This window comes from Pedobacter africanus, assembly GCF_900176535.1.
In the GTDB taxonomy this organism is placed as follows: Bacteria; Bacteroidota; Bacteroidia; order Sphingobacteriales; family Sphingobacteriaceae; genus Pedobacter; species Pedobacter africanus.
Map to the genome: position 1 here is coordinate 3,367,511 of NZ_FWXT01000001.1, position 21,476 is coordinate 3,388,986.

General features: G+C 46.8%; 20 protein-coding genes. 5 read left to right on the forward strand and 15 right to left on the reverse strand.

Annotation, left to right across the window (positions count from 1 at the left end):
• The 13 genes from B9A91_RS14065 to B9A91_RS14125 form a co-directional block, all read right to left on the reverse strand.
• On the reverse strand, window positions 1-1,980 hold the full coding sequence (locus tag B9A91_RS14065) for a beta-N-acetylhexosaminidase (protein ID WP_235012555.1): 1,980 nt from the start codon (window positions 1,978-1,980) through the stop codon (window positions 1-3).
• Window positions 1,981-1,985: 5 nt separating this feature from the next.
• Entirely contained in the window at window positions 1,986-3,392 is a 1,407-nt protein-coding gene (dacB, locus tag B9A91_RS14070; protein WP_084239454.1) for a D-alanyl-D-alanine carboxypeptidase/D-alanyl-D-alanine endopeptidase, read from the reverse strand.
• Window positions 3,393-3,396: 4 nt separating this feature from the next.
• Window positions 3,397-4,389 carry an aspartate-semialdehyde dehydrogenase gene (locus B9A91_RS14075; RefSeq protein ID WP_084239455.1) on the reverse strand — a complete coding sequence of 331 codons (993 nt, stop codon included), beginning with the start codon at window positions 4,387-4,389 and terminating at the stop codon, window positions 3,397-3,399.
• 157 nt (window positions 4,390-4,546) lie between these two features.
• Window positions 4,547-5,428 carry a sugar phosphate isomerase/epimerase family protein gene (locus tag B9A91_RS14080; RefSeq protein WP_084239456.1) on the reverse strand — a complete coding sequence of 294 codons (882 nt, stop codon included), beginning with the start codon at window positions 5,426-5,428 and terminating at the stop codon, window positions 4,547-4,549.
• 10 nt (window positions 5,429-5,438) lie between these two features.
• Entirely contained in the window at window positions 5,439-6,320 is an 882-nt protein-coding gene (locus B9A91_RS14085; protein WP_084239457.1) for a hydroxypyruvate isomerase family protein, read from the reverse strand.
• Between the two features lie 11 nt (window positions 6,321-6,331).
• Complete coding sequence (locus B9A91_RS14090) at window positions 6,332-7,546, reverse strand: nucleoside permease (protein WP_084239458.1); 1,215 nt, start codon at window positions 7,544-7,546, stop codon at window positions 6,332-6,334.
• Window positions 7,547-7,578: 32 nt separating this feature from the next.
• Window positions 7,579-8,274, reverse strand: a complete 696-nt coding sequence (locus B9A91_RS14095; protein WP_084239459.1) for a 3-keto-disaccharide hydrolase — start codon at window positions 8,272-8,274, stop codon at window positions 7,579-7,581.
• 32 nt (window positions 8,275-8,306) lie between these two features.
• The gene (locus B9A91_RS14100) at window positions 8,307-9,764 is read right to left on the reverse strand and encodes a Gfo/Idh/MocA family protein (RefSeq protein WP_200815642.1); all 1,458 of its coding nucleotides are present in this window, start codon (window positions 9,762-9,764) and stop codon (window positions 8,307-8,309) included.
• A gap of 15 nt (window positions 9,765-9,779) precedes the next feature.
• Window positions 9,780-10,181, reverse strand: coding sequence for a c-type cytochrome (locus B9A91_RS14105; protein WP_084239460.1), 402 nt, complete (start codon window positions 10,179-10,181; stop codon window positions 9,780-9,782).
• 8 nt (window positions 10,182-10,189) lie between these two features.
• On the reverse strand, window positions 10,190-11,245 hold the full coding sequence (locus B9A91_RS14110; RefSeq protein WP_084239461.1) for a sugar phosphate isomerase/epimerase family protein: 1,056 nt from the start codon (window positions 11,243-11,245) through the stop codon (window positions 10,190-10,192).
• A 6-nt stretch (window positions 11,246-11,251) separates the two neighbouring features.
• The gene (locus B9A91_RS14115) at window positions 11,252-12,412 is read right to left on the reverse strand and encodes a Gfo/Idh/MocA family protein (protein ID WP_084239462.1); all 1,161 of its coding nucleotides are present in this window, start codon (window positions 12,410-12,412) and stop codon (window positions 11,252-11,254) included.
• The gene (locus B9A91_RS14120; protein ID WP_084239463.1) at window positions 12,412-14,115 is read right to left on the reverse strand and encodes a GMC oxidoreductase; all 1,704 of its coding nucleotides are present in this window, start codon (window positions 14,113-14,115) and stop codon (window positions 12,412-12,414) included. The genes B9A91_RS14115 and B9A91_RS14120 overlap by 1 nt, the downstream gene beginning before the upstream one ends.
• A gap of 19 nt (window positions 14,116-14,134) precedes the next feature.
• On the reverse strand, window positions 14,135-14,824 hold the full coding sequence (locus B9A91_RS14125) for a gluconate 2-dehydrogenase subunit 3 family protein (protein WP_084239464.1): 690 nt from the start codon (window positions 14,822-14,824) through the stop codon (window positions 14,135-14,137).
• A gap of 234 nt (window positions 14,825-15,058) precedes the next feature.
• On the opposite strand from B9A91_RS14125, the gene B9A91_RS14130 reads away from it, so the two are divergent.
• Both B9A91_RS14130 and B9A91_RS14135 read left to right on the forward strand, forming a co-directional pair.
• Window positions 15,059-16,003: an NAD-dependent epimerase/dehydratase family protein gene (locus B9A91_RS14130; protein WP_084239465.1), complete on the forward strand. Its 945-nt coding sequence runs from the start codon at window positions 15,059-15,061 to the stop codon at window positions 16,001-16,003.
• 89 nt (window positions 16,004-16,092) lie between these two features.
• Window positions 16,093-16,821: a YebC/PmpR family DNA-binding transcriptional regulator gene (locus B9A91_RS14135; RefSeq protein WP_084239466.1), complete on the forward strand. Its 729-nt coding sequence runs from the start codon at window positions 16,093-16,095 to the stop codon at window positions 16,819-16,821.
• A gap of 12 nt (window positions 16,822-16,833) precedes the next feature.
• Here B9A91_RS14135 and B9A91_RS14140 read toward each other — a convergent pair whose 3' ends face one another.
• Window positions 16,834-17,619, reverse strand: coding sequence for a carboxylesterase family protein (locus B9A91_RS14140; RefSeq protein WP_144008924.1), 786 nt, complete (start codon window positions 17,617-17,619; stop codon window positions 16,834-16,836).
• 41 nt (window positions 17,620-17,660) lie between these two features.
• Window positions 17,661-18,530, reverse strand: coding sequence for a hypothetical protein (locus B9A91_RS14145; RefSeq protein ID WP_084239467.1), 870 nt, complete (start codon window positions 18,528-18,530; stop codon window positions 17,661-17,663).
• Between the two features lie 446 nt (window positions 18,531-18,976).
• Here B9A91_RS14145 and B9A91_RS14150 point away from each other — a divergent pair, with 446 nt between their 5' ends.
• From B9A91_RS14150 to B9A91_RS14160, 3 genes are all read left to right on the forward strand, one after another.
• A complete protein-coding gene (locus tag B9A91_RS14150; RefSeq protein WP_084239717.1) occupies window positions 18,977-19,375 on the forward strand; it encodes a VOC family protein in 399 nt (132 codons plus the stop codon).
• Between the two features lie 176 nt (window positions 19,376-19,551).
• Window positions 19,552-20,121 carry an RNA polymerase sigma factor gene (locus tag B9A91_RS14155; RefSeq protein WP_084239468.1) on the forward strand — a complete coding sequence of 190 codons (570 nt, stop codon included), beginning with the start codon at window positions 19,552-19,554 and terminating at the stop codon, window positions 20,119-20,121.
• Window positions 20,122-20,173: 52 nt separating this feature from the next.
• Window positions 20,174-21,271 carry a FecR family protein gene (locus tag B9A91_RS14160; protein ID WP_084239469.1) on the forward strand — a complete coding sequence of 366 codons (1,098 nt, stop codon included), beginning with the start codon at window positions 20,174-20,176 and terminating at the stop codon, window positions 21,269-21,271.
• Window positions 21,272-21,476: the final 205 nt, after the last annotated feature.

Sequence of the window (21,476 nt, forward strand, 5' to 3'; positions counted from 1 at the left end):
CTATCTTCTTCCCGCCCGCTTGTTCAGCTCCTCTATTGGCATATTCATCATGCGGCCTACCGGTATTTTACCGCGATAGGTGATCACCTTCAGCATGGTTGCATCTTTTGGCGGTGTCAGCTTCTCCGTATATTTAGGATAAAAGCGGTCCGGGAACGAATTGTCAAAGCTGTAATAAATGTCAAGCCCTTCAACTTCCGTGCTCAGTTCAATCTGCAATTGCCGGTCGGCCGATCTGCTCACTTTAAATATCGGATCATATACACTAGGCGCATATTTGGTCTCGGCTATATCCAAACGCTTAAAATGCTGTTCAACGCGGCCAAAAAAGTTGGGCCAGTTTTTCTTCTCCCGGGGTGACCATACCGATTCCGCAATGGCCATTCCTCTTGGCCAGGTCATGTACTCCGCCTGCCTGATGTTGTACACCTGCTCCGTCCATAAATTGGCTTGTCCCCCTTTAATGTATTTAGGGTCAACACCGGCCGGTACAGGGTCAAACTCGTACGATTTGCTCAACCGCAATGAAGCGTATACCCTCGGCTCGGTAATGGCATCGGCCTGCATATAATCCAGGTATGCATAATCCGTAGGGCTCATCACCACTTCGTGTTTCTTCTGCGCTGCCTGTATGCCGTATTTCATCCCGCGCCAGCTCATTACTGCCGCACTGGAAGGCATATCCCCGTTCAGGATCTCGTCCCAGCCCATAAATTTCTTCCCTTTCGAGGCTACAATCTTCTGCACCCGTTTTTCAAAATAGCCCTGTACCTGGTGCATGTTTTTTAGGCCCTCTCTTTGCATCAGGGCCTTAACAGCCTCGTTCTTTTCCCAGAAATTGAATGGGGCTTCATCCCCGCCCATATGGATGTATTCAAAAGGGAACAGCGCAGCTACCTGGGTAATTACTGTATCCAGAAAGCCATATACCTTTTCATTGGCCGGGCAAAGCGTATTGTCTACCAAAGCGGTAGGAGGGGCACCCCTCGACCAGTCCATGATCCGCTCGCCTGAACGTACGCGGTAGTTCTCCGCACCAGGGGTACACGACAATTCCGGGTAAGCCGCTATGGTGGCCAGGCTATGTCCCGGCACATCAATCTCCGGCATAATATTTACAAACCTTTCCTGTGCATATTGCACCAGTTCTTTAATGTCTTCCTGCGTATAGAAGCCACCGTAATTGCGGGGCTCATCTGCCGCCGGGGGGATGAAATTCCCGAACTCTCCAACTTTTTTGACACTCCAGGCACCTACCTCAGTCAGCTTAGGCAGGCCTTTGATCTCAATTCTCCAGCCTTCATCATCCGTAAGGTGCAGGTGCAGTATGTTGTACTTGTAGCGCACCATGGCATCGATATACTGTTTCACCTCATCTTTTGTGAAAAAATGCCGGGCTACATCAAACATCAATCCTCTCCAGGCCAGGCGCGGATAGTCCATCACCTCCACGCAGGGAACTGTCCATTCTACATTTTCTACCTTTTCACTGCTCTCAATTGCAGCTGGAAACAATTGCAGCAAACTTTGAATGCCGTAAAACAAGCCTGCCGGTTTATTCGCCTTTATGGTAATGAAATTTGGCGTAACAGAAAGCTGGTAGCCCTCATCGCCCAGCAGGTGATGGCCCTTCTCGTTGATGATCAGCTTAATGTTTGCAGTTGCCGATGGACTGCTCACCGCCGATACAAAACTGCCCGTTGCTGCCGAAAGTCTTTCCTGCAAAAAGGCCAGTGCCTGTTTCAGCTCCGGCAGGGCCGGCGATTGGATCAGCACATTTGCCGGTAAGATGTAATGCCCTTCAGCTTTGGTTACAGCTACCGGTTCGGGTATAATGGCAATTTCAGGAGGCGTGTTGGCTACAGCTGTGGCCGACTGGCCCTCAGGGGTTGCCTCAGAAACAGCCGTCTGGCTAAAAGCCGGAAAATTTACGGAAAGCATTAACAGGATTAAACCCAACGGGGCGAAAAATCTACGCATAAAACTTATTTTAAGGCATCCAGTACACTGAAAAGCTTCCTGTTGATGCCGGAACCTGAATAATTGTTGATGTTGATCACGACGATGTATTTATTACCGGCTTTATCGGTATGGTATCCCGCAAAGGCAGAAACATCATTGATGGTACCACTCTTGATTTTCATGCCATTGTATTCCGGAAAACCTTTGTAATAGTCGTTAAACCATGGCGCTTGCTGTACCTGGAAGAGGATGCTGGCCATGGCCGCAGCCGTAACCCGGTTGGCAGGCGATAGCCCGCTGCCGTCCACAATGTTCAACGCATTTTTGTCGATGCCTTTATCTGCCCAGAATGCAATTTCCGTTTTTGCGCCATTTGCCGTACCTGCGGCTTTCCCTGACCGCAAAGCAATGGTCTTTAGGAAACTTTCTCCGTATAAATTGATGCTCTTTTTGAGAAACCAGTAGCTCATCTCCGACAGGCTGGGCGAACTGATGGTGCTGAGCTTTTGTGTAACCACAGGAACAGTCTGGTTTTCCAGTGCCATCAGCCTTGCCGTAGTTGCCGGCTGGTTAGCTGGAATGCCCAGTCTCTTTAAAGTGTCCTGTAAGCGAAAGGCGAGCTCATAAGCAGGGTCTGGCAGGGCTGCCGAAATGCCTGGTTTGCCAATTCCCATACCCCAGCTTCCCCTCAAATAGGCAACCGTAGCGTAAGGCGGCAAAAAGACATAGGCATTGTCGCCAGTGCCTGGTGCACCGGTCTTCAGTTCATTGACAATCTTCAGGTAAGGCATTTCCGGAATCGTCCTCAGCAGTTTAACCTCTTCATTTATGCCGCTGCCTGGTTTTAAATGGATGTCAAACTGGTTCTCGCGCCAGGCCAGACCAGAGGTACCAGCACCGTAATAATTCCCAATGTCCTGCCAGGTCCAGCCCTCGGGGGTAGTTTGTGTACCAAAAATACGGTCATCTCCAATCACGGCCCCTTCAATTCTCTTGATACCTGCTTTTTGTATGGCTGCCGCCCATTCAGCAAGTACCTTAATTTCTTTGTTCTGGTAACGCTCCGAACCTAAGGTCGGATCGCCACTCCCGATGAGCACTAAATTTCCTTTTAAAGTGCCATCGGCCATAATATTACCCGTATAGGCCAGTGTGGTCTGGTATTGAAAGTCTTTGCCCAGCAGGCTAAAGGCTGTTGCTGCAGTAATGGTTTTCAAGGTAGATGCCGTGGCGAGTCCTATATTTTCATTCCTGGCAAACAGGGTTTTGCCGGTAGCTGCATCCAGTACCACCAGCGCTGTTAGGGCATAGCGCGTTTGCGGGTCAGTCTGGAAAGCACTAAACGCCCGCTCAATTTTCTGAGCGGGCGTTTGTGCAAATGTAAAACTGCTGTAAAGCAGCATCAATAAAGTGAATATACGTTTAGGCATAGCCTTATCTCAATCCTTCTTTTACCAGGTATTCAGCAATCTGGACCGCATTGGTGGCTGCGCCTTTGCGCAGGTTATCGGCCACAATCCACATGTTCAGCGTATTGGGCAAAGAATCATCACGTCTGATCCTTCCCACAAATACTTCGTCCCGCTCATGCGCATCTTTAGGCATCGGGTATTTCAGGTTTGCCGGATCATCTACCAAAATTACGCCATCGGTTTGTTCCATCAGCGCTTTTACATCGGCTACAGTAAAGTCATTCTCAAACTCTATGTTCACAGATTCAGAGTGGCCACCCATTACCGGGATACGTACCGTAGTTGCGGTAACTTTAATGCTGTTGTCGCCCATTATTTTCTGGGTTTCCAGTATCATTTTCATCTCCTCCTTGGTGTATCCGTTATCCTGGAAAACATCAATCTGAGGAATCACATTCAGGTCAATAGGGTAGGCATAAGCCATTGGTCCATCTGTAATACCTTTACGCTCGTTCATCAGCTGGTCAACAGCTTTCACACCGGTTCCGGTTACCGACTGGTAGGTCGAAACCACCACGCGTTTGATTTTATATTTATCGTGGAGTGGTTTTAGGGCCACTACCATCTGAATGGTCGAACAGTTCGGGTTGGCAATGATCTTGTCTTCGGTAGACAATACATTGGCATTTACTTCTGGTACGACCAGCTTCTTCGACGGATCCATGCGCCATGCAGAGGAATTGTCGATCACTGTAGTACCTACTTCAGCAAAACGAGGGGCTTCGGCCAGCGAAGTGCTTCCCCCTGCAGAAAACAACGCAATATCAGGTCTCATCGAAATGGCAGTGTCCATGCTTACAATCGCATACTTCTTGCCCTTGAAAGTGATTTCCTTACCAACGCTCTTCTCAGAGGCTACGGGGATCAACTCAGTCAGGGGGAAGTTACGCTCTTCCAACACTTTCAACATCACGGTACCTACCAGTCCGGTAGCACCAACTACTGCAATTTTCATGTTTCTAATACTTGTTTGTTACTTGTTTTTAAATTATTTAAGCTTTGTAATTTGTTTAAATGAATAATATGCTCCAAATATGGTCATTTTTTCCACATAAAAAAAGGGATTGGCTTTTCGTTAACCAGTCCCCTTCTATTTATTAAGCTGTTTCTTATTAAATCAGTTCGCGGTTTACATAGTCGAAGCTTTCCTTAATGCTTACAAATGCATCCTTCTTATAGTTTTCCTGCTCAACGATCAGGTGCTCCAGTCCAGATTGTTTGGCATGTTTATAAATGTGCTTAAAATCAATGGTACCGGTGCCAATCTCGGTATTCAGCGAGTGGTTGGCCTTGTCCATATCCTTTACGTGCCACATCACAAAACGGCCCGGATATTTGTTGAACAGCGCCACAGGATCATTGCCAGAGCGCACTACCCAATACAGGTCCATCTCAAAGCTCACCAGGCTTTTGTCTGTGCCGTTCAGCATCAGCTCATAGCCCGTGGCGCCAGCTTCATAGGGCTTAAATTCGAAATCGTGGTTATGATAGGCCAGCTTCAAGCCCGATTGTTTCACCAGTTCTGCGGCCTCATTCAAACGCGCGGTAACTTTTTTATAGTCCTCCAGCGATCTTCTGATCGGCTCACCCAGGTAAGCAATCGTAAAATAACGGTTGCCTATCGCAGCTGCACCTTCAATCAGGGGCTTCAGTGGCTCTATATTTCCGCTGCTCACAAAATCATCCATTCCAAAATGTCCGCTTGGCGATTTCAGGCCATTGGCAGTCAGCAGGCTTTTAAAGGCTTTGGCATCCATGCCCCAATAGCCGTCTTTGGCCGAATAGCCATAAGTCTCTACTTCTTTGTAGCCTGCCCTGGCCACTTTTTCAATGACTCCCTTTACGTCATGCGGAATCTGTTCCCTGAGGGAATACAACTGAATGCCCACTGTTTTTCCCTTTGAGGCCTCAGTGCTGCAGGCAAATGAAGGCAGTAAAGCTGCTGCTGCAGCTGCCATGCCGGCCTGTTTGATAAAAGTTCTTCTTGAGTTCATATACGTTGCATTATACGTCGCAAATGTGTACGGCGTCCCTTAGTGATTTGATCTTGTCCTTATATTTGGGAATGAATTCCTGCGCAAGGTAGCCTTTAAAGCCGGTTGCCACAATTGCCTTTATGATGGCCGGATAAAAAAGTTCCTGGGTATCGTCAATCTCGTTCCTGCCCGGTACACCGGCAGTATGGTAATGCGAAATGTACTGGTGGTAAGTCTGGATGTTGCTGATCACGTTCCCTTCGTCAATCTGCATGTGGTAAATGTCGTACAACAATTTGAAATTTTCAGAACCCAGCCTTTTGCAAAGCTCTGCGCCCCATGCGGTATGGTCACATTGGTAATCCTTATGGTTTACCTTGCTGTTCAGCAGTTCCATAACCAGTACTACCCCGTGTTTTTCGGCCAGGGGCAATACCTGCTTCAAACCTTCTACACAGTTTTTCAGCCCGGTCTCATCGTCTTTTCCCCTCCTGTTGCCGCTAAAACAGATCAGCTGGGTGTAGCCTGCCTCTGCCACTTTAGGGATCATCTCGGTATAGTTTTTAATGAGTGTGGCATGAAACTGCGGGTCATTCCAGCCATCTACCAGGTTGATCTCGGCGCCGTTGCACATAGAAGAATAGAGCCCGTGCTTTTTTAAGGTAGGCCAGTCTTTAGGGCCTACCAGGTCAATGGCTTTGATGCCTATTTTTTTTGCCTCAATGCAAAGTTCATCAAGGCTCAGCTTGCCAAAACACCAGCGGCATACGGAGTGGTTTACGTTCCCTTTTAACATAGTCGATACTGGTTGTTCAAGTGCAAAAGAGGGTATTGCAGCAGAAACACCTAATGCGGCAGTTCCGGCAACCATATTTTTCAACGCAGTTCTTCTGCTTAAATCTTTGCTCATTCCTAAATCAGTTAATTTGCAGTTTCAGTTGCCGGTTTATTGTTGTCTTTAAAAAACAACAAGAACAATAGGGTAACCAGTGCAGCAATGCCTGCCGGGATAACCCAAATGCTATGCCAGTCGTGCCCGCCCTGGCCTGCATACTTGTCTACTACCATTCCTGAAATAATTGAGCCAAATAACATGCCCACCCCATAGGTAGCCAGGGTAATAAAGCCCTGAGCAGCACTTTTAAAGCGCTCGCCCGCAAGCCTGTCGGTATAAATCTGTCCGGTTACAAAGAAAAAATCATAGCAGATCCCATGCAGTACAATACCACCAATTAACATCCAGTAATTGGATTCCGCATTGCCAAAGGCAAAGAACAGGTAACGTACCACCCAGGCAATCATACCTATAGCCAGCATTTTTTTCACACCCAGGCGCACAAAAAATAGCGGCATAAGGATCATGAACAAAGTTTCAGAAACCTGACCAAGCGACTGTATACCTGCTGCTGATTTCATTCCCACTTCGTTAAGGAATGGATTGGTAAAATTGTAGTAGAAGGCCAGCGGAATACAAATGGCCACCGAAGCAAGGAAAAATAACAGATAAGATTTGTTTTTTAGCAGGCCAATCGCATCCAGCCCGATGATGTCGCCGAAAGATGTTTTCTCTCCTTTTTTTGCCGGTGGAGTATGCGGTAAGGCAAAGCTGAAAAGCCCCAGTATAATAGAGGCTATTGAAGCCATTTTAAAGGTCATTACCAGATTGCCGCCCTGCTCCCAGTTTAGCAGGCCGATCAGGATTCCTGCAACGATCCAGCCGATGGTACCAAATACACGGATCGATGGGAATTCTTTTCCCGGATCAGTCATTTGTTTGAACGAAATGGAGTTTACCAAAGCAAGTGTTGGCATATAAGCAATCATATAGCCCAGGACAAAAGGGAAGAAACTTTCGAAATTGAGCGCTGTAGATGCAAACCATAACAATATACCGCCCATAAGGTGTAAAAAACCCAGGATTTTTTGCGCCGCAAAAAAGCGGTCGGCAATTAAACCGATGATAAAAGGAGCAATAATGGCGCCTAGTGATTGGGTACTGTAAGCGGATCCTATTTGTACACCATCAGATAAAAGGTTTTTTCCCAGGTAAGTACCCATAGTCACAAACCACGCGCCCCAGATAAAAAACTCCAGGAACATCATGGTTGAAAGTTTGATGCGGTTGTTTAAGTTCATGTTTGGTTAGTATTTCTTTTTTATTCGGTTGGTTATAACTTTTTGATCATGATGTTACGGTACCATACATCATTGCCATGGTCCTGCAAAGCAATTTTGCCCGACTTAAAAGTGCCCCAATCTGGCCAGGTTGCAAATTTGCTGCCGGCAACAAGGTTTTTCCAGTTGTCGTCCCATAAGGTAGTAGATACGACCTTCACACCATTCAGGTATTGCTCCAGCTTGCCGTCTTTGCAAATGATCTCTGCCGTATTCCATTCTCCAACCGGCTTAACCGGTTCAGAACTGCTTTTTACCAGGTCGTACAGGTCACCTGCCCTGTGTTTGGTGATTTTACCATCCGGATGGCCATCATTGTCCAGCACCTGCATTTCCAATCCCGTGCTATAGGTCTGTCCATACTTGGGATCTTCTTTCACGTAAAAAATAATCCCGCTGTTCGCTTTTGGCGCCACTTTCCAATCCAGCTTTAAATGAAAATTGCTGTACTCTTCGTCGGTAACCAGATCGCCACCCTGACTTTTATCCCCTCCTTTAGGGTTAAAATACAAGGCCCCATCCTGAACAGACCATTTCTGGCCTACCGTAGTCTTTCCATAGGTATGCCATCCTTTGGTAGTTTTACCGTCAAACAATTTCGTAAATCCTTTTTTACCCTTCTGGGCCTGTGCAGCACTGCCGGCCATAACAGCAGTCAGTATAATGGCAGAGAAAATATAATGTTTCATAAATGTTTTTAAATTGATGTTGTTGGTTAAAGTTATAAGCCAAGTGACCAGCCATTGCGGTATTCGCGTTTCACAAATTGGTTCACATCGTCAAAATTGGTAATTCTCATATTGGCATTGTCCCACAGCAATTTGATGTTCCTGCCCGGATAGCTTATTTTGCCTTCCTGGTTTTTGCGCTGAACATCAGTGCCCCTGATGGCCAGGTTTGCCATCAACAGCGATTCTGTAAGCGGGCCGGCAATAGAGAACGGAGAACTCAGCTCTTTTTTGCCATAACCGGCAATGCAGGCCTCAACCCACTGGTTGTAATGCCCTTTTTCGCCATCAGGTACCCTTGCATATTTTTGGGCCACTTTGATGTTTTCGTTCCTGCTCAGCGGCAGCAGGCGTGGGTTACGGCCATAGGTGCTCGACATCATTTTGCCTTTGGTGCCCACAAAAAGGGTTCCGTTGCCGCCATCGCCAAACACATCATTTGCACCAAGTTCTTCAGGTCTTTCCGGCTGTATACCGCCGTCCATCCAATGTACCACTACGTCGCCCTTGGTTTTATTGGTTTTAGGGAATTTTAAGGTCACATGACTTGAGGGAGGGCAGCTATCCGGGAAATAACCCCGTTTAAATTCATCTACATACACAGAGCCTACACTGGCCTGCACTTCGGTGGCATATTTTAAATTCAATACACTGAAGGGTGCTTCCAGCAGGTGGCAGCCCATATCGCCCAGCGCACCGGTGCCATAATCCCACCAGCCACGCCAGTTAAACGGAACCAGCTTCTCTACATAGTCTTTGTAAGGTGCTGTTCCCAGCCATAGGTCCCAGGCCAGGTCGGCAGGTACCTGCGCTTTATTGGCCGACCATGGAATACCCTGTGGCCATACCGGCCTGTCGGTCCAGGCATAAATGGTATGCACATCGCCAATTAAGCCGGCTTCGTACCATTCTTTCATCTGCCTCGGCCCATCATTAGATGCGCCCTGGTTGCCCATCTGGGTCACTACCTTGTACTTATCGGCAGCAGCAGTCAGCATACGGGCCTCGTAAATATCGTGGGTCAATGGTTTCTGAACATACACGTGCTTGCCCAGCTGCATGGCCGCAACAGCTTGTATGGCGTGGTTATGGTCGGGGGTAGAAATGGAAACCGCATCAAAATTCTTAGCCTCCTTATCCAGCATTTCGCGGTAATCCTTGTAATATTTTGCTTTCGGGAAAGCTTTTACCGACTTGGCAGCCCTGCTGTCATGCACATCGCAAAGGAAAGCAATGTCTGCTTTTCCGCTTTTGTAAAAAGCAGCAATGTCCGACTCACCTTTACCGCCAACACCAATACCGGCAATCAGCAGCCTGTCGCTCGGTGCCAGAAAGCCTCGGCCCCCCAGCACATGACGGGGAACAATCATAAATGCGGAAGCAGCAATAGCAGTAGTTTTTAAAAAACTGCGTCTTGAGCTGGTCTGCGTGTCTTTTTTCATTTCTTCCATTACCTTAAGGGTTAATTATTTTTTTAGCGATAAAATGTATCTGACCATAGTTTTTGCATCATCCTTGCTCAGCGAGGCATGCGGTGTCATCGGAACTTCGCCCCATACACCCGTTCCGCCGGCAATCACTTTATCTGCAAGGTGGTTTACATTCTCCTCGTTCAGCGGGTATTTTGCAGCAATGTCTACATAGGCCGGGCCTACAATTTTGGTGTCTTTGTTGTGGCAGGCAATACAATCGGCCTTGGCAATCAGCTGTTCACCGGCGCCGTTGTCTGCCGGAGCAGCGGCTGATGTACCTTCCGCTGTAGCAGTAGTTTCAGTAGTTTTGTTTGCATCTGCAGCCCTTTCTTCAGGACTTGCGCAGGAGGCCATAGCCAATACATAGCAGCCCAGGATCAATAGTGTTCTTTTCATTTGTGTGTTTATTTCAGACCTAAAATCTTATTGTTAAAATCGTCGTCACCGCCCGAGGCTGCGAAATCGTCGAATGCCCTGTCGGTTACTTTAATGATGTTCTTTTTGATGAACTCCGCACCTTCTCTGGCACCCACCTGGGCATCCTTGATGCAGCATTCCCATTCCATTACTGCCCAGCCTTTATAATCGTACTGCGCCAGCTTGCTGAAAATGGTTTTGAAATCTACCTGCCCATCACCTGGAGAGCGGTACCTGCCCGCACGGTTTGCCCAGCTCTGGTAGCCGCCAAAAGTGCCCTGCTTCCCGGTAGGGTTAAACTCGGAATCCTTTACGTGGAAGGCCTTGATGCGCTCATGGTAAAAATCGATATACTGTATGTAATCCAATTGCTGCAATACAAAATGCGACGGATCGTACAACAGGCATGCACGCGGATGGTGGTTTACTTTTTCAAGGAACATTTCGTAGGTGATGCCATCAAAAAGGTCTTCACCCGGATGGATCTCGTAGCAAACATCAACGCCACAGGTCTCAAATTCGTTAAGTATCGGCATCCAGCGTCTGGCAAGTTCTGTAAAACCGGCATCTACCAGTCCTTCCGGGCGCTGCGGCCAGGGGTGGAACATGTGCCAGAGCAGCGAGCCGCTGAAAGTGGCATGGGCATTTAAACCCAGGTTTTGCGATGCCCTGGCCGCATATTTCATTTGCTGCACTGCCCACTCGGTCCTTGCTTTGGGGTTGTTGTGGTATTCCTTTGGCGCAAAAGCATCGAAAGCAAGGTCGTAAGCCGGGTTTACCGCTACCAGCTGCCCCTGTAAATGGGTAGATAGCTCCGTGATTTCCAGCCCGTGTGCCGCCACCCTGCCTTTCAGCTCCTCTGCATAGGTCTTGCTTTCTGCAGCTTTTTGCAGGTCAATAAAGCGTGCGTCAAGGGTAGGCACCTGTATACCTTTAAAGCCCAATCCTGCTGCCCATTCACATATGGCATCCAGGGAATTGAACGGCGCCTCATCTCCAATAAACTGGGCTAAAAAAACGCCTGGTCCTTTAAGTGTTGTCATTCTCCGTTATATTTTAAAATCGAACCATTTTTGGTCAGACTGGCTCGAGGCCACTGCATTTTCAATAAAAGCCATGCCCCTTACACCATCTTCAACCGTAGGGAAGTCCAGCATCGCTTCAGTTGGTGTTCCGCCTTCCAGTTTGGTCCTTAGGGTCAGTACAAAATTTCTGTAAATGTTGGCAAAAGCCTCCAGGTAACCTTCGGGGTGCCCGGCAGGAACACGGGTGTTATGTTTGGCAATGTCAGACATATAGCCCTGGCCAACGCGATAAACCTGCATCGGCTCATTCAGCCATTTTACCACCAGGGTATTCGGTTCCATCTGGTGCCATTCCATACCGCCTTTTTCGCCGTAGATCCTGATTTTTAGCGCATTTTCTTCCCCGGCAGCAATCTGTGAGGCCATTAAGATGCCATTTGCGCCATTGTCAAACTTCAGCAGCATATTGCCATCATCATCCAAAGCCCTTCCCGGAACAACAATGTTCAGATCGGCACAGAGCTTTGCAATCTTTAAGCCCGAAATGTATTCTGCCAGCTGGGCTGCATGGGTACCTATGTCACCCATACATCCGCTCTTGCCGCTTTTGGAAGGATCGGTACGCCATGCCGCCTGTGCATTGCCTTCCCTTTCCGTCAGCGTACTTAACCAGCCCTGAGGGTATTCCACTACTATTTTTCTGATGGCACCCAGCTTTCCTTCCTTCACCATCTGCCTGGCCTGTTTTACCATCGGGTAGCCCGAATAGGTATGCGTAAGGCATAAAATCAAGCCAGTTTCTTTGACCTTCTGCTGCAGCTGTTTGGCTTCCTCCAGCGACAGTGCGATGGGTTTTTCAATTACCACGTTAAAGCCATGCTCAAGCGCCAGCATTGCCGGTGCAAAATGGGCGAAGTTAGGGGTAACAATGGTTACAAAATCTATACGTTTACCGGCAGGCATTTTGCTCTCCTGCACAATCATTTCTTCGTAATTCAGGTAAACCCGGTCTTCCGGCAAAAACAGCATCTTCCCCGATTCACGGGCTACTTCCGGGTTTATACTTAAGGCTCCGCAACAGAACTCAACCTGTCCGTCCATATTGGCAGCAATGCGGTGAACGGCCCCGATAAAGGCATCTTTACCGCCGCCTACCATGCCCATTCTGATCTTTCTATTCTCCATTAAAGGTTTCCTTTTTTTAATTCACTAACCGCGAAGTCACAGGCCCTGGCAGTTAGCGCCATATAAGTTAATGATGGGTTCTGGCATGCCGCAGAGGCCATGCACGATCCATCGGTTACAAAAACATTTTTTACTTCGTGCATCTGGTTCCATTTGTTCAGGACAGACGTTTTAGGGTCATGGCCCATGCGTGCCGTTCCCATTTCATGGATGGCCATGCCAGGTGCCGATCCGTTGTCAAAGGTCTTGATGTCCTTTGCCCCGGCAGCTTCCAGCATTTCGGCAGCATCATTCATCATGTCTACACGCATTTTGCGCTCATTGTCCTTAAACTCACAATCGATGGCCAGCACAGGCTGTCCCCATTTGTCTTTCTTGCTCTTATCGATGTATACCTTGTTCTCAAAATAAGGCAGCGACTCACCAAACCCACCCAATCCCATGGTCCAGGCACCCGGTGTGGTCATCTGATCTTTAAATTCAGCACCAAAGGCCATTTCGGCCACATCGGCATGCCAGTTTCCGCGACTTCCGCCTCCCTGGTAACCAAAGCCACGCACATAGTCGCGCTTATCGTTGCCCATGTTCCGGTACCTTGGAATGTAAATCCCATTGGCACGTTTGCCGTAGGTATATTTGTCTTCAAAGCCTTCAAACCTGCCATTGGCGCCGCAGCGGAAATGATGGTCCATCAGGTTGTGGCCCAGCTGCCCACTACCATTGCCCAGCCCGTTAGGGTGTTCATCAGAAACAGAATTCAGCAATATAAAGGTTGAAGCCAGGGTAGAGCCGTTTACAAATACAATTTTGGCAAAGAACTCAGTGGTCTCCTTGGTTTCCGAATCAATTACCACAACGCCTTTAGCTTTTTGCGTTTCCTTATCATAAATGATGCTGTTCACCAGCGAGAAGGGACGCAGTGTTAAATTCCCTGTAGCTACAGCCGCAGGAAGGGTAGAGGACTGCGTACTAAAATAAGCGCCAAAAGGGCAGCCCCTGCTACAAAGGTTGCGGTACTGGCATTGTCCGCGGCCGCCGTGCGGCACCGTTAAATTGGCTGTTCGGCCAATGGTCATGATCCTCGATTTGTTCCATTTGGCCTCAATGCGTTTCTTTACTTCCTTTTCCACACAGTTCATTTCCATAGGTGGAAGGAACTGCCCGTCTGGCAATGCGGGCCAGCCTTCGGCCTGACCGCTGATGCCTGCAAATTTCTCTACATAATCGTACCATGGAGCAAGGTCCTTATAGCGGATGGGCCAGTCTACACCATGTCCGTCCTTCAGGTTGTCCTCAAAATTCAGGTCGCTGAAACGGTAGCTCTGGCGGCCCCACATCAGCGATTTGCCGCCCACATGAAAACCACGGTACCAATCGAACCGCTTTACTTCGGTATACGGACAATCGTGGTCGTTTACCCAGAAGCTCTCGTTAAATTCAGAATAAGGATAATCCCTCTTCTGCACGGGATGCGCCTCTTTCTGGGCTTCAGTTAATTTGCCCCTGTGCTCAAACTCCCAGGGCTTTTTCATCGCCGTGGTATAGTCTTTTACATGTTCAATGTTCCTGCCCCTTTCCAGCAGTAAAACCTTTAAACCTTTTTCTGTTAATTCTTTTGCAGCCCAGCCACCGCTAATGCCAGATCCTACAACAATTGCATCATAGGTGTTCTGTGCTGTTGCCTTTGTATTTAAATTACTCATTATATATGCTATAAAAGATTTATGCCCAAACTTTCTGACCTGGCTTCAGGTCTACACAGCCATCATACCTGCCCGGTATTTCCACAAAAGAATAAGCCTGTGTGGCACCGATTTCTGAAGTGAAATACCCCAGTAAGGTCAAATCCCTCACAATGGCAAAGAACCTTGGCTCAGTCTTGGGCTTGTCTTTAGGTAAGATAGAGGCATTGCCCGCATTCTCTGTCTGCGATTTGGCCTTATCATCCGGATCTGCAGTCTGTTTGTCCTTTTCAGCCGCTTCCTGCTTATCGAGCTGTTCTTTTTCGGCCTTGGTGGCCGCCACAGTCTCGTCGCGCAGTTTGCCCAGCAGTTCCTGACGCTGCGCTACACTGATCTCCAGGAAAGTTTTTTTGTAGGCGTCGTTCGACCGCTTTTCCAGGTCTTCCAGGCCTTTTACAAAAGCCTTTTGTGCATCTTCCGGATAGCAGTCTTTAACCATCATGGCAATGAATGGTCCAACGCCTGCAGCTTTGGCACCAGGCGAACTGGTGGTAGGAATAATAATGTCTGCAACTTCAGTGATCACTTTCTGCTGCTCTTCCGTAAATAAGCTGCCTGTGGCTTTGCCGGATGGTGAATTACAACTGTCTAAAAATACGCCAATCGTAGTTGCTGATAGCGCGCCTCCCATTAAGAAGGCAACACTTTTCACCGCTTCTCTTCTGTTCATATTTGGTTGTTAAGGGTGTTGTGTGTGTTTAAAGTGTATTCTAAGTATCTTTTGTTTTGTAATATTAAGTAAAAAAAAATAGTTAGTGTTATAAATACACCATAAAGTAAATATATAATGTTTTTGTTACTAAATCAATTTTTCCGTCAATTATTCGCCTTCAGGTTTTGGTTGCTATGAACAATTTTGAATAGGTTTGCGTGTTTAATTATTAGCCTATAATCATATTTATTTATGAACGAAAAAATATTAGTACTTGGTTCAAACGGTCAGATCGGTACAGAACTGGTAACTGCCCTGCGCAAAACCTATGGTGAAAGCAATGTCATCGCCTGCGACATCCGCCGCCCGGATTATGACATCAAGAACTCGGGTCCCTTCGAGTTTGTGAACGTCCTGGAAAAAGACACCCTCAATAATATTTTTGAAAAGTACAGGCCTGCGCAGGTTTACCTGCTGGCGGCCTTATTGTCGGCCACCGGAGAGCAGAACCCTAAGCTGGCATGGGATCTGAACATGAACGGTCTGCTGAATATCCTGGACCTTGCCATTTCCTATAAAACGGCTAAGGTATACTGGCCAAGCTCTATCGCCGTGTTTGGGCCCAACTCGCCAAAAGACCAGACCCCTCAATATTGTGTGATGGATCCGAATACGGTATATGGGATAAGTAAGCTTGCCGGCGAGCGCTGGTGCGAATATTACAACCAGAAATACGGACTGGATGTGCGCAGTATCCGTTACCCGGGCCTGATCAGCTGGAAGGCCGCGCCAGGGGGCGGTACCACCGACTATGCCGTGCACATTTTTCATGATGCCCTAAAAAAAGGAAGCTATGCCTCTTTTTTAAATGCGGCTACGGAATTGCCAATGATGTATATGGACGATGCCATCCGCGGTACCATTGAACTGATGGATGCCGAAGCCAGCAAAATCTCTATCCGCTCCAGCTATAATTTTGCGGGGGTAAGCTTTACACCGGAGATCCTTGCAGCCGAAATCCGAAAACATATCCCGGATTTTAAACTGAGTTATACCGATAATGATCCGCGCCAGCAGATTGCCAACAGCTGGCCACGTTCTATTGACGACAGCTATGCTACGGCCGACTGGGGCTGGAAGCCTGAATTTGACCTCGCTAAACTCACAGCAGACATGCTGAAGAATTTAAAAAAATAGTTAGTTTTGAAACCTGGTTTACTCAGGATGACGTTCCGCTAATGCTGACTGCCAATCAGGAAACCAGAAAAATAAGCTAAAACAAGAAAATGGGAAGAGCATTTGAATTCAGAAAAGAAAGAAAATTTAAACGTTGGGCCAAAATGGCCGTTCAGTTTACCAGGATAGGTAAGGATATCGTAATTGCAGTAAAGGAAGGCGGCCCGCATCCCGAAACCAACTCACGCTTGCGCACGGCCATACAAAATGCCAAGGCAGTAAACATGCCTAAAGACCGCGTGGATGCAGCCATCAAAAGGGCTTCCGATAAAAGCATGGCCAACTACGAAGAGATTGTTTACGAAGGATACGCCCCGCACGGTGTAGCTGTGCTCATTGAGACTGCTACCGATAACACCAACCGTACCGTTGCCAATGTGCGCAGTTATTTCAACAAAACAAACGGTACCCTGGGCAAAACCGGCTCACTGGATTTTGTGTTCAACAGGAAATCTATTTTTCGGTTTGTACCTGCCGAGGACCTGGACCTGGAAGAACTGGAATTTGAACTGATCGATGCAGGACTGGAAGAACTGTATGTAGAGGCCGACGAGGAAGGAAATGATATTGCCGTTGCACAGGGTGCTTTTGAAAGCTTCGGTTCTCTGCAAAAAGCACTGGAAGAAAAAGGTATAGAACTGAAAAGTTCCAAACTGGAGCGTATCGCTTTATCACATCACGAGGTAACTGAAGAGCAGGCTGCCGATGTGCTGAAACTGATCGATAAGCTGGAAGAGGACGATGACGTTCAGGCCGTTTATCACAATATGGCCGAATAAGGCTTTTTCAAACTATTTGTGGTTAGAAAATAACCATGGCAACAGCTGGGGTTCTGCAAAAGCGGAATCCCAGCTGTTGTGATTGGCCTCCGGGTAAAGTGTAAGTTTGGCCGGATTGCCCAGCACTTTCCGTTGATCCGCTATAATTGTGGAGCAGCTCATTGGTACTACATTGTCTTTCTCGCCATGGAAGATCCATAAAGGCACCTTTCTGTATTTTTGAACATTGGCTACATGGTCTCCCCCGCAAATGGCAAAAGCAGCAGCAAAAGTCCGGGGCTTACGCCTCAGCAATTCATAAGTACCCATTCCACCCATAGACAAACCGCCTACGTACACCTGCTTTTTATCTACATAAGGTTTATTCAGAAAATCATCTACCATACCTAGTAATGCTTTCATGGCCCTGGTTGGCTCGCCCTTTTCCCGGAAATGGAATTCGCGTTTACCGGTTGAATCGGTGATGATGTTTACATTGGCCCAATAACTGTCAGCGCTACATTGCGGAAATACAACGATAGCCGGGAACTGTTTCCTGAACTCTTCTTTTAAGAAAAGTCTGGCCCCATGGGTCAGCTGTTTCTGGTTGTCGTTACCACTTTCTCCCCGGCCATGTAAAAAGAAAAGGATGGGATATTTTTTGGTATCATCAAAATTCTCAGGAAAAAGCACCCGGTAGCTAATGCTGTCCGTTTTTTTAATGAAACTACCTTTCTCGTATTTTTCCAGATCCTGGGCTTTGCTGCCGAAAGCGTAAAACAGCAAAATCAGTGGGATGATCATTTTGAACCTGTTCATGCTGCTAATTTAGGAAATTTATTTTCAGCTGCGGGCATCTGCTAAAATATTTGAGGCACTCCCGGAGGGCTAGTATCTCCCTCTGCAGCCGGCAGATCCTTGTACAACTTCAACTTGTCTACATTCTTCCATACTGAAGCCAGCCGGCCATTTGGAACAATTTCACCTGGTGTCAGTACAAATTCGCCTGGTGTCATTACTGCTCCACAAAGTCCGGCAGGGTTAAAATCCTTAGTGTTTCTGATGACTTTAACATTGTCTGTGAGCATTGCATATTTTAGTCTGATCCCCATTACACATAAACATCCGGCCGGAACTTCAAAAGTAAAATCATGAGCAGGTACCAGGCACTGTTCCGTATTTATTTCCAGTTTCTGAAACACGCTGTTTTTATGTACGCCTGCCTCCAGGTTATAAAAAGCAAGGGCTACGGTAATTTCGCAAACATTGCTTCTTGCAGGGAACTTCAGGTGCTCATTGATTTCCATAGCGGGGAGGCTTAAAGTAAGCTGGTTGCCGATAAGGTTCAGCTGCGGCACTGCCCAAAGGCTTTTTGCCAGGGGCGATTTCAGGTTGAATTCAAAGCCAGCCAGCCTTGAAAAGCTATCTTCATTAAATGTATACTGTTTTGTATCTTTGTTGTAACACTGTTCCAGAATTTCGCGGTTTTGCCTGGTAAGGCGGTTAACCATGGCACCATCATAAAAACCATTGATCAATACAGAGAGGTCCAGACGAATGACCTTAGATAAGGTACTGGCCTTGGCAAATATATTTGCGGTTGTTTTTGAAGCTGCTGTCTGCTTACCAGGATGTGGCCTGGTTTGAATAATTGTTGAGCCTTTTGGCCCTTTTTTTAAAACCAGGTTACCAACCAGGCCAATGATTTGTTTTCCATCAAATTTACCCATAATACTATTTCTTTATATCTAGTTTTCAGGAACCCTCTGGCTGCGCTTTAGATGCGTTCGTGCTGCTCCTGCCATTACCTTACAATTAATCCAGAATAAGCCCACATTTTTTCTAACAAAACGTGGGCTCACTGTGGGCTGACTGTGGCCTCACTGTGGGGTCAGTACGAACGCAACCCGAGGGCAGCTTAAATACTAACGAAATTCACAATGAGGTTTACGTAAAATCTTATAACTAAAGATAGGGAATTTTGTTTTAAAATAAAATTGAAAGCCATGGTTTCACTCATTAAAAGTCGCTTCATTCTTCAGTTATAGCTTACAAAAATATATGATCATAGAAAAGATTACGTTATGATTGAAGTTCTCGTTATTTTTGATAAACATTCAATTATACTGGAAGTTTAGGAGTGATGACTTCATTTGATAACCCTTATACAACAAAAATGAAATTTGACAACATACGACTGCTGGTAAATGATTTTGATAGATCCTATAGTTTTTACAGTGAAACACTTGGACTAAAGGCTACCTGGGGTAAACCAGGTGAAAATTATGCCAGTTTTGATGTGAGGTCCTCATCCGGACTTGCTTTATTCAGGGCTGAGTTAATGAACGTGGCGATCAGCACGCAGGAACAAACCAGGACTGAAACTTTACAGGACAAGATGGCCATAGTTATTGAAGTTGATGACGTGGACGATACTTATGCTAAACTGAAAAGCAAAGGTGTGTTATTTCTCAACGAACCCAAAGATATGCAGGTTTGGGGCATAAGAGTAATACACCTCAGGGATCCTGAAAACAATTTAATCGAATTGTTTTCGGGCCTGAAAGGTGTTTAGGCAATTGCTTTACCAGCATGCTCAAAACCAGGTAAACAGTTATTACCGGGCAAGTTTGTTTCACAGGATGGAAGATGGCTAATGAAAGATTACAGCCCGATTGTGGTTTTTAGCCTGAAAATGTATAGACTTGCAGGAAATAAGCCTAACTTAATACCAGGGAAACCATAAGCCATATGAGTGCATACAGCACATATACCGATCAGGAGCTGACTGCTCTTTTAAGGCAGGGCAACCAGAGTGGTTATACGGAATTGTACAACCGCTATAAAACCCTGCTGTATGTATTTGCCTTGAGAAGGCTGGATGATAGGGCAGAAGCCCAGGACCTGATACAGGAACTTTTTTTAACACTGTGGCATAAAAGGGAGGAACTGGTGCTTACCGGTTCTTTCAGGAGTTATATTTTTACTGCCCTGCGCAACAGGATGCTGGACCTGATTGCTCATAGGAATGTAGCATCCCGGTATCTGGACAGCTTCCAGTCTTATCTGAATACAGCAGAAGGCACAACAGATCATCTGATCAGGACGAAGGAACTCAGTGCGCTCATAGAAAAGGAGATTGCAGCACTACCACCAAAAATGCGCGCGGTTTTTGAACTGAGCCGGAATACCAATATGAGCCGGAAAGAAATTGCCGAAGCGCTTGACCTGCCGGAAGATACAGTGAAAAGCAGAATGCACAATGCTTTAAAAATTTTGAAGGGAAAACTGGGCGATAAAAGTTTTTTAATATTTTTTTGACCCTGCCCCTTCGGCTGCCCGTCTTATAACTGATTAGCCAATAGCATAAGAAATGGATCATAAACAGGCATCGGAAATTATTGCCAGGTATAAAGCCGGAACCTGCACAGCCGAAGAAAAGGCTTTGCTGCAGAACTGGATATTGTATGGTGAATTTGATGGGCTGAAATATACAGCGGCTGAAATACTTGCAGACGTAAAAGAAATAGACAGCAGGATTGCTGCCGGTAGGGGCAATAAAACTAAACTCTGGCTGCGTATTGCAGGCATTGCCGCTGTGGTAACAGCTATGGTTTTTGGGATCTGGTTTTTACCGCAGAATAAGCCCGGTGTGGAATATGTAAAAGACATTGCCCCGGGCGGCAACAGGGCTACCCTTACCGTACAGGGAAAGACCCTAAGCCTGAGCAAGGACAAAACGGGAATAGTTGTAGGGAACGACTTGAAATACAGTGATGGCACACAGGACCACACCTTGGCTCAGACCATCTTTGCAAAGGGAGCCCAGAGCAGCCTGGTAACCGCCGCAACACCGAGGGGCGGAACTTACTTTATTGTTTTGCAGGATGGCACAAAAGTTTGGTTAAATTCGGATAGTAAACTGGAGTTTTTATCAAGTTATGCAAACAAAACCCAGAGGCAGGTAAAGCTTACAGGTGAAGCGTATTTTGAGGTGGCTAAAGATGCCACGCGCCCTTTTATTGTGAGCAGCTCCGGCCAGCAGTTAGAGGTGCTGGGAACGCATTTTAATGTTAATGCCTATAATGAGGAACCATTGATCAGGACCACGCTTTTGGAAGGCTCTGTTGCAGTTCGCGGAAAGAGCAATACGATTGTCCTGAAGCCTAACGAGCAATCGGCCGTGGCAGGCAATGGCAATATTACTGTGAAGCCTGTAGATCCTTCGGAAGCTTTGGGCTGGAAAAGCGGCCGCTTCATATTTAACAATACGCCTATGCAGGTAGTTATGCGGCAAATTGCCAGGTGGTATGATGTGGAGGTGGCTTACCAGGACGAAGATTTAAAAAATAAACTGCTGGACGGATCCGTATCGCGCTATGAAAATGTTTCAGGCATATTGAATGCCATAAGCCAGACCGGGGCAGCAAAATTTAAAATAGATGACCGAAAAATTATTGTAATCAAATAATCCATTACCAAACTTTAAACAACCAAACGATGAAAAGAAATTTACAAGAACCAGCATAAGCCACAGGCTTTGGGTGTGGCCATAAAAAACCGGATAGTGTTCGTAGCACTATCCGGCGAAATTTTGAGCCAACCCCTTCCCGTTACCATGTAGCGGGATAAAATAATTGCGACACTATTTCATGTTATAACTCAAAACCTAACAA

Coding starts and splice junctions, on each gene's coding strand:
- B9A91_RS14080 (WP_084239456.1), bottom strand. CDS start 5,428: ATGAACTCAAGAAGAACTTTTATCAAACAGGCCGGCATGGCAGCTGCA.
- B9A91_RS14065 (WP_235012555.1), bottom strand. CDS start 1,980: ATGCGTAGATTTTTCGCCCCGTTGGGTTTAATCCTGTTAATGCTTTCC.
- B9A91_RS14140 (WP_144008924.1), bottom strand. CDS start 17,619: ATGAACAGGTTCAAAATGATCATCCCACTGATTTTGCTGTTTTACGCT.
- dacB (WP_084239454.1), bottom strand. CDS start 3,392: ATGCCTAAACGTATATTCACTTTATTGATGCTGCTTTACAGCAGTTTT.
- B9A91_RS14135 (WP_084239466.1), top strand. CDS start 16,093: ATGGGAAGAGCATTTGAATTCAGAAAAGAAAGAAAATTTAAACGTTGG.
- B9A91_RS14120 (WP_084239463.1), bottom strand. CDS start 14,115: ATGAGTAATTTAAATACAAAGGCAACAGCACAGAACACCTATGATGCA.
- B9A91_RS14130 (WP_084239465.1), top strand. CDS start 15,059: ATGAACGAAAAAATATTAGTACTTGGTTCAAACGGTCAGATCGGTACA.
- B9A91_RS14110 (WP_084239461.1), bottom strand. CDS start 11,245: ATGACAACACTTAAAGGACCAGGCGTTTTTTTAGCCCAGTTTATTGGA.
- B9A91_RS14115 (WP_084239462.1), bottom strand. CDS start 12,412: ATGGAGAATAGAAAGATCAGAATGGGCATGGTAGGCGGCGGTAAAGAT.
- B9A91_RS14105 (WP_084239460.1), bottom strand. CDS start 10,181: ATGAAAAGAACACTATTGATCCTGGGCTGCTATGTATTGGCTATGGCC.
- B9A91_RS14095 (WP_084239459.1), bottom strand. CDS start 8,274: ATGAAACATTATATTTTCTCTGCCATTATACTGACTGCTGTTATGGCC.
- B9A91_RS14125 (WP_084239464.1), bottom strand. CDS start 14,824: ATGAACAGAAGAGAAGCGGTGAAAAGTGTTGCCTTCTTAATGGGAGGC.
- B9A91_RS14100 (WP_200815642.1), bottom strand. CDS start 9,764: ATGGAAGAAATGAAAAAAGACACGCAGACCAGCTCAAGACGCAGTTTT.
- B9A91_RS14085 (WP_084239457.1), bottom strand. CDS start 6,320: ATGAGCAAAGATTTAAGCAGAAGAACTGCGTTGAAAAATATGGTTGCC.
- B9A91_RS14150 (WP_084239717.1), top strand. CDS start 18,977: ATGAAATTTGACAACATACGACTGCTGGTAAATGATTTTGATAGATCC.
- B9A91_RS14155 (WP_084239468.1), top strand. CDS start 19,552: ATGAGTGCATACAGCACATATACCGATCAGGAGCTGACTGCTCTTTTA.
- B9A91_RS14090 (WP_084239458.1), bottom strand. CDS start 7,546: ATGAACTTAAACAACCGCATCAAACTTTCAACCATGATGTTCCTGGAG.
- B9A91_RS14075 (WP_084239455.1), bottom strand. CDS start 4,389: ATGAAAATTGCAGTAGTTGGTGCTACCGGACTGGTAGGTACCGTGATG.
- B9A91_RS14160 (WP_084239469.1), top strand. CDS start 20,174: ATGGATCATAAACAGGCATCGGAAATTATTGCCAGGTATAAAGCCGGA.
- B9A91_RS14145 (WP_084239467.1), bottom strand. CDS start 18,530: ATGGGTAAATTTGATGGAAAACAAATCATTGGCCTGGTTGGTAACCTG.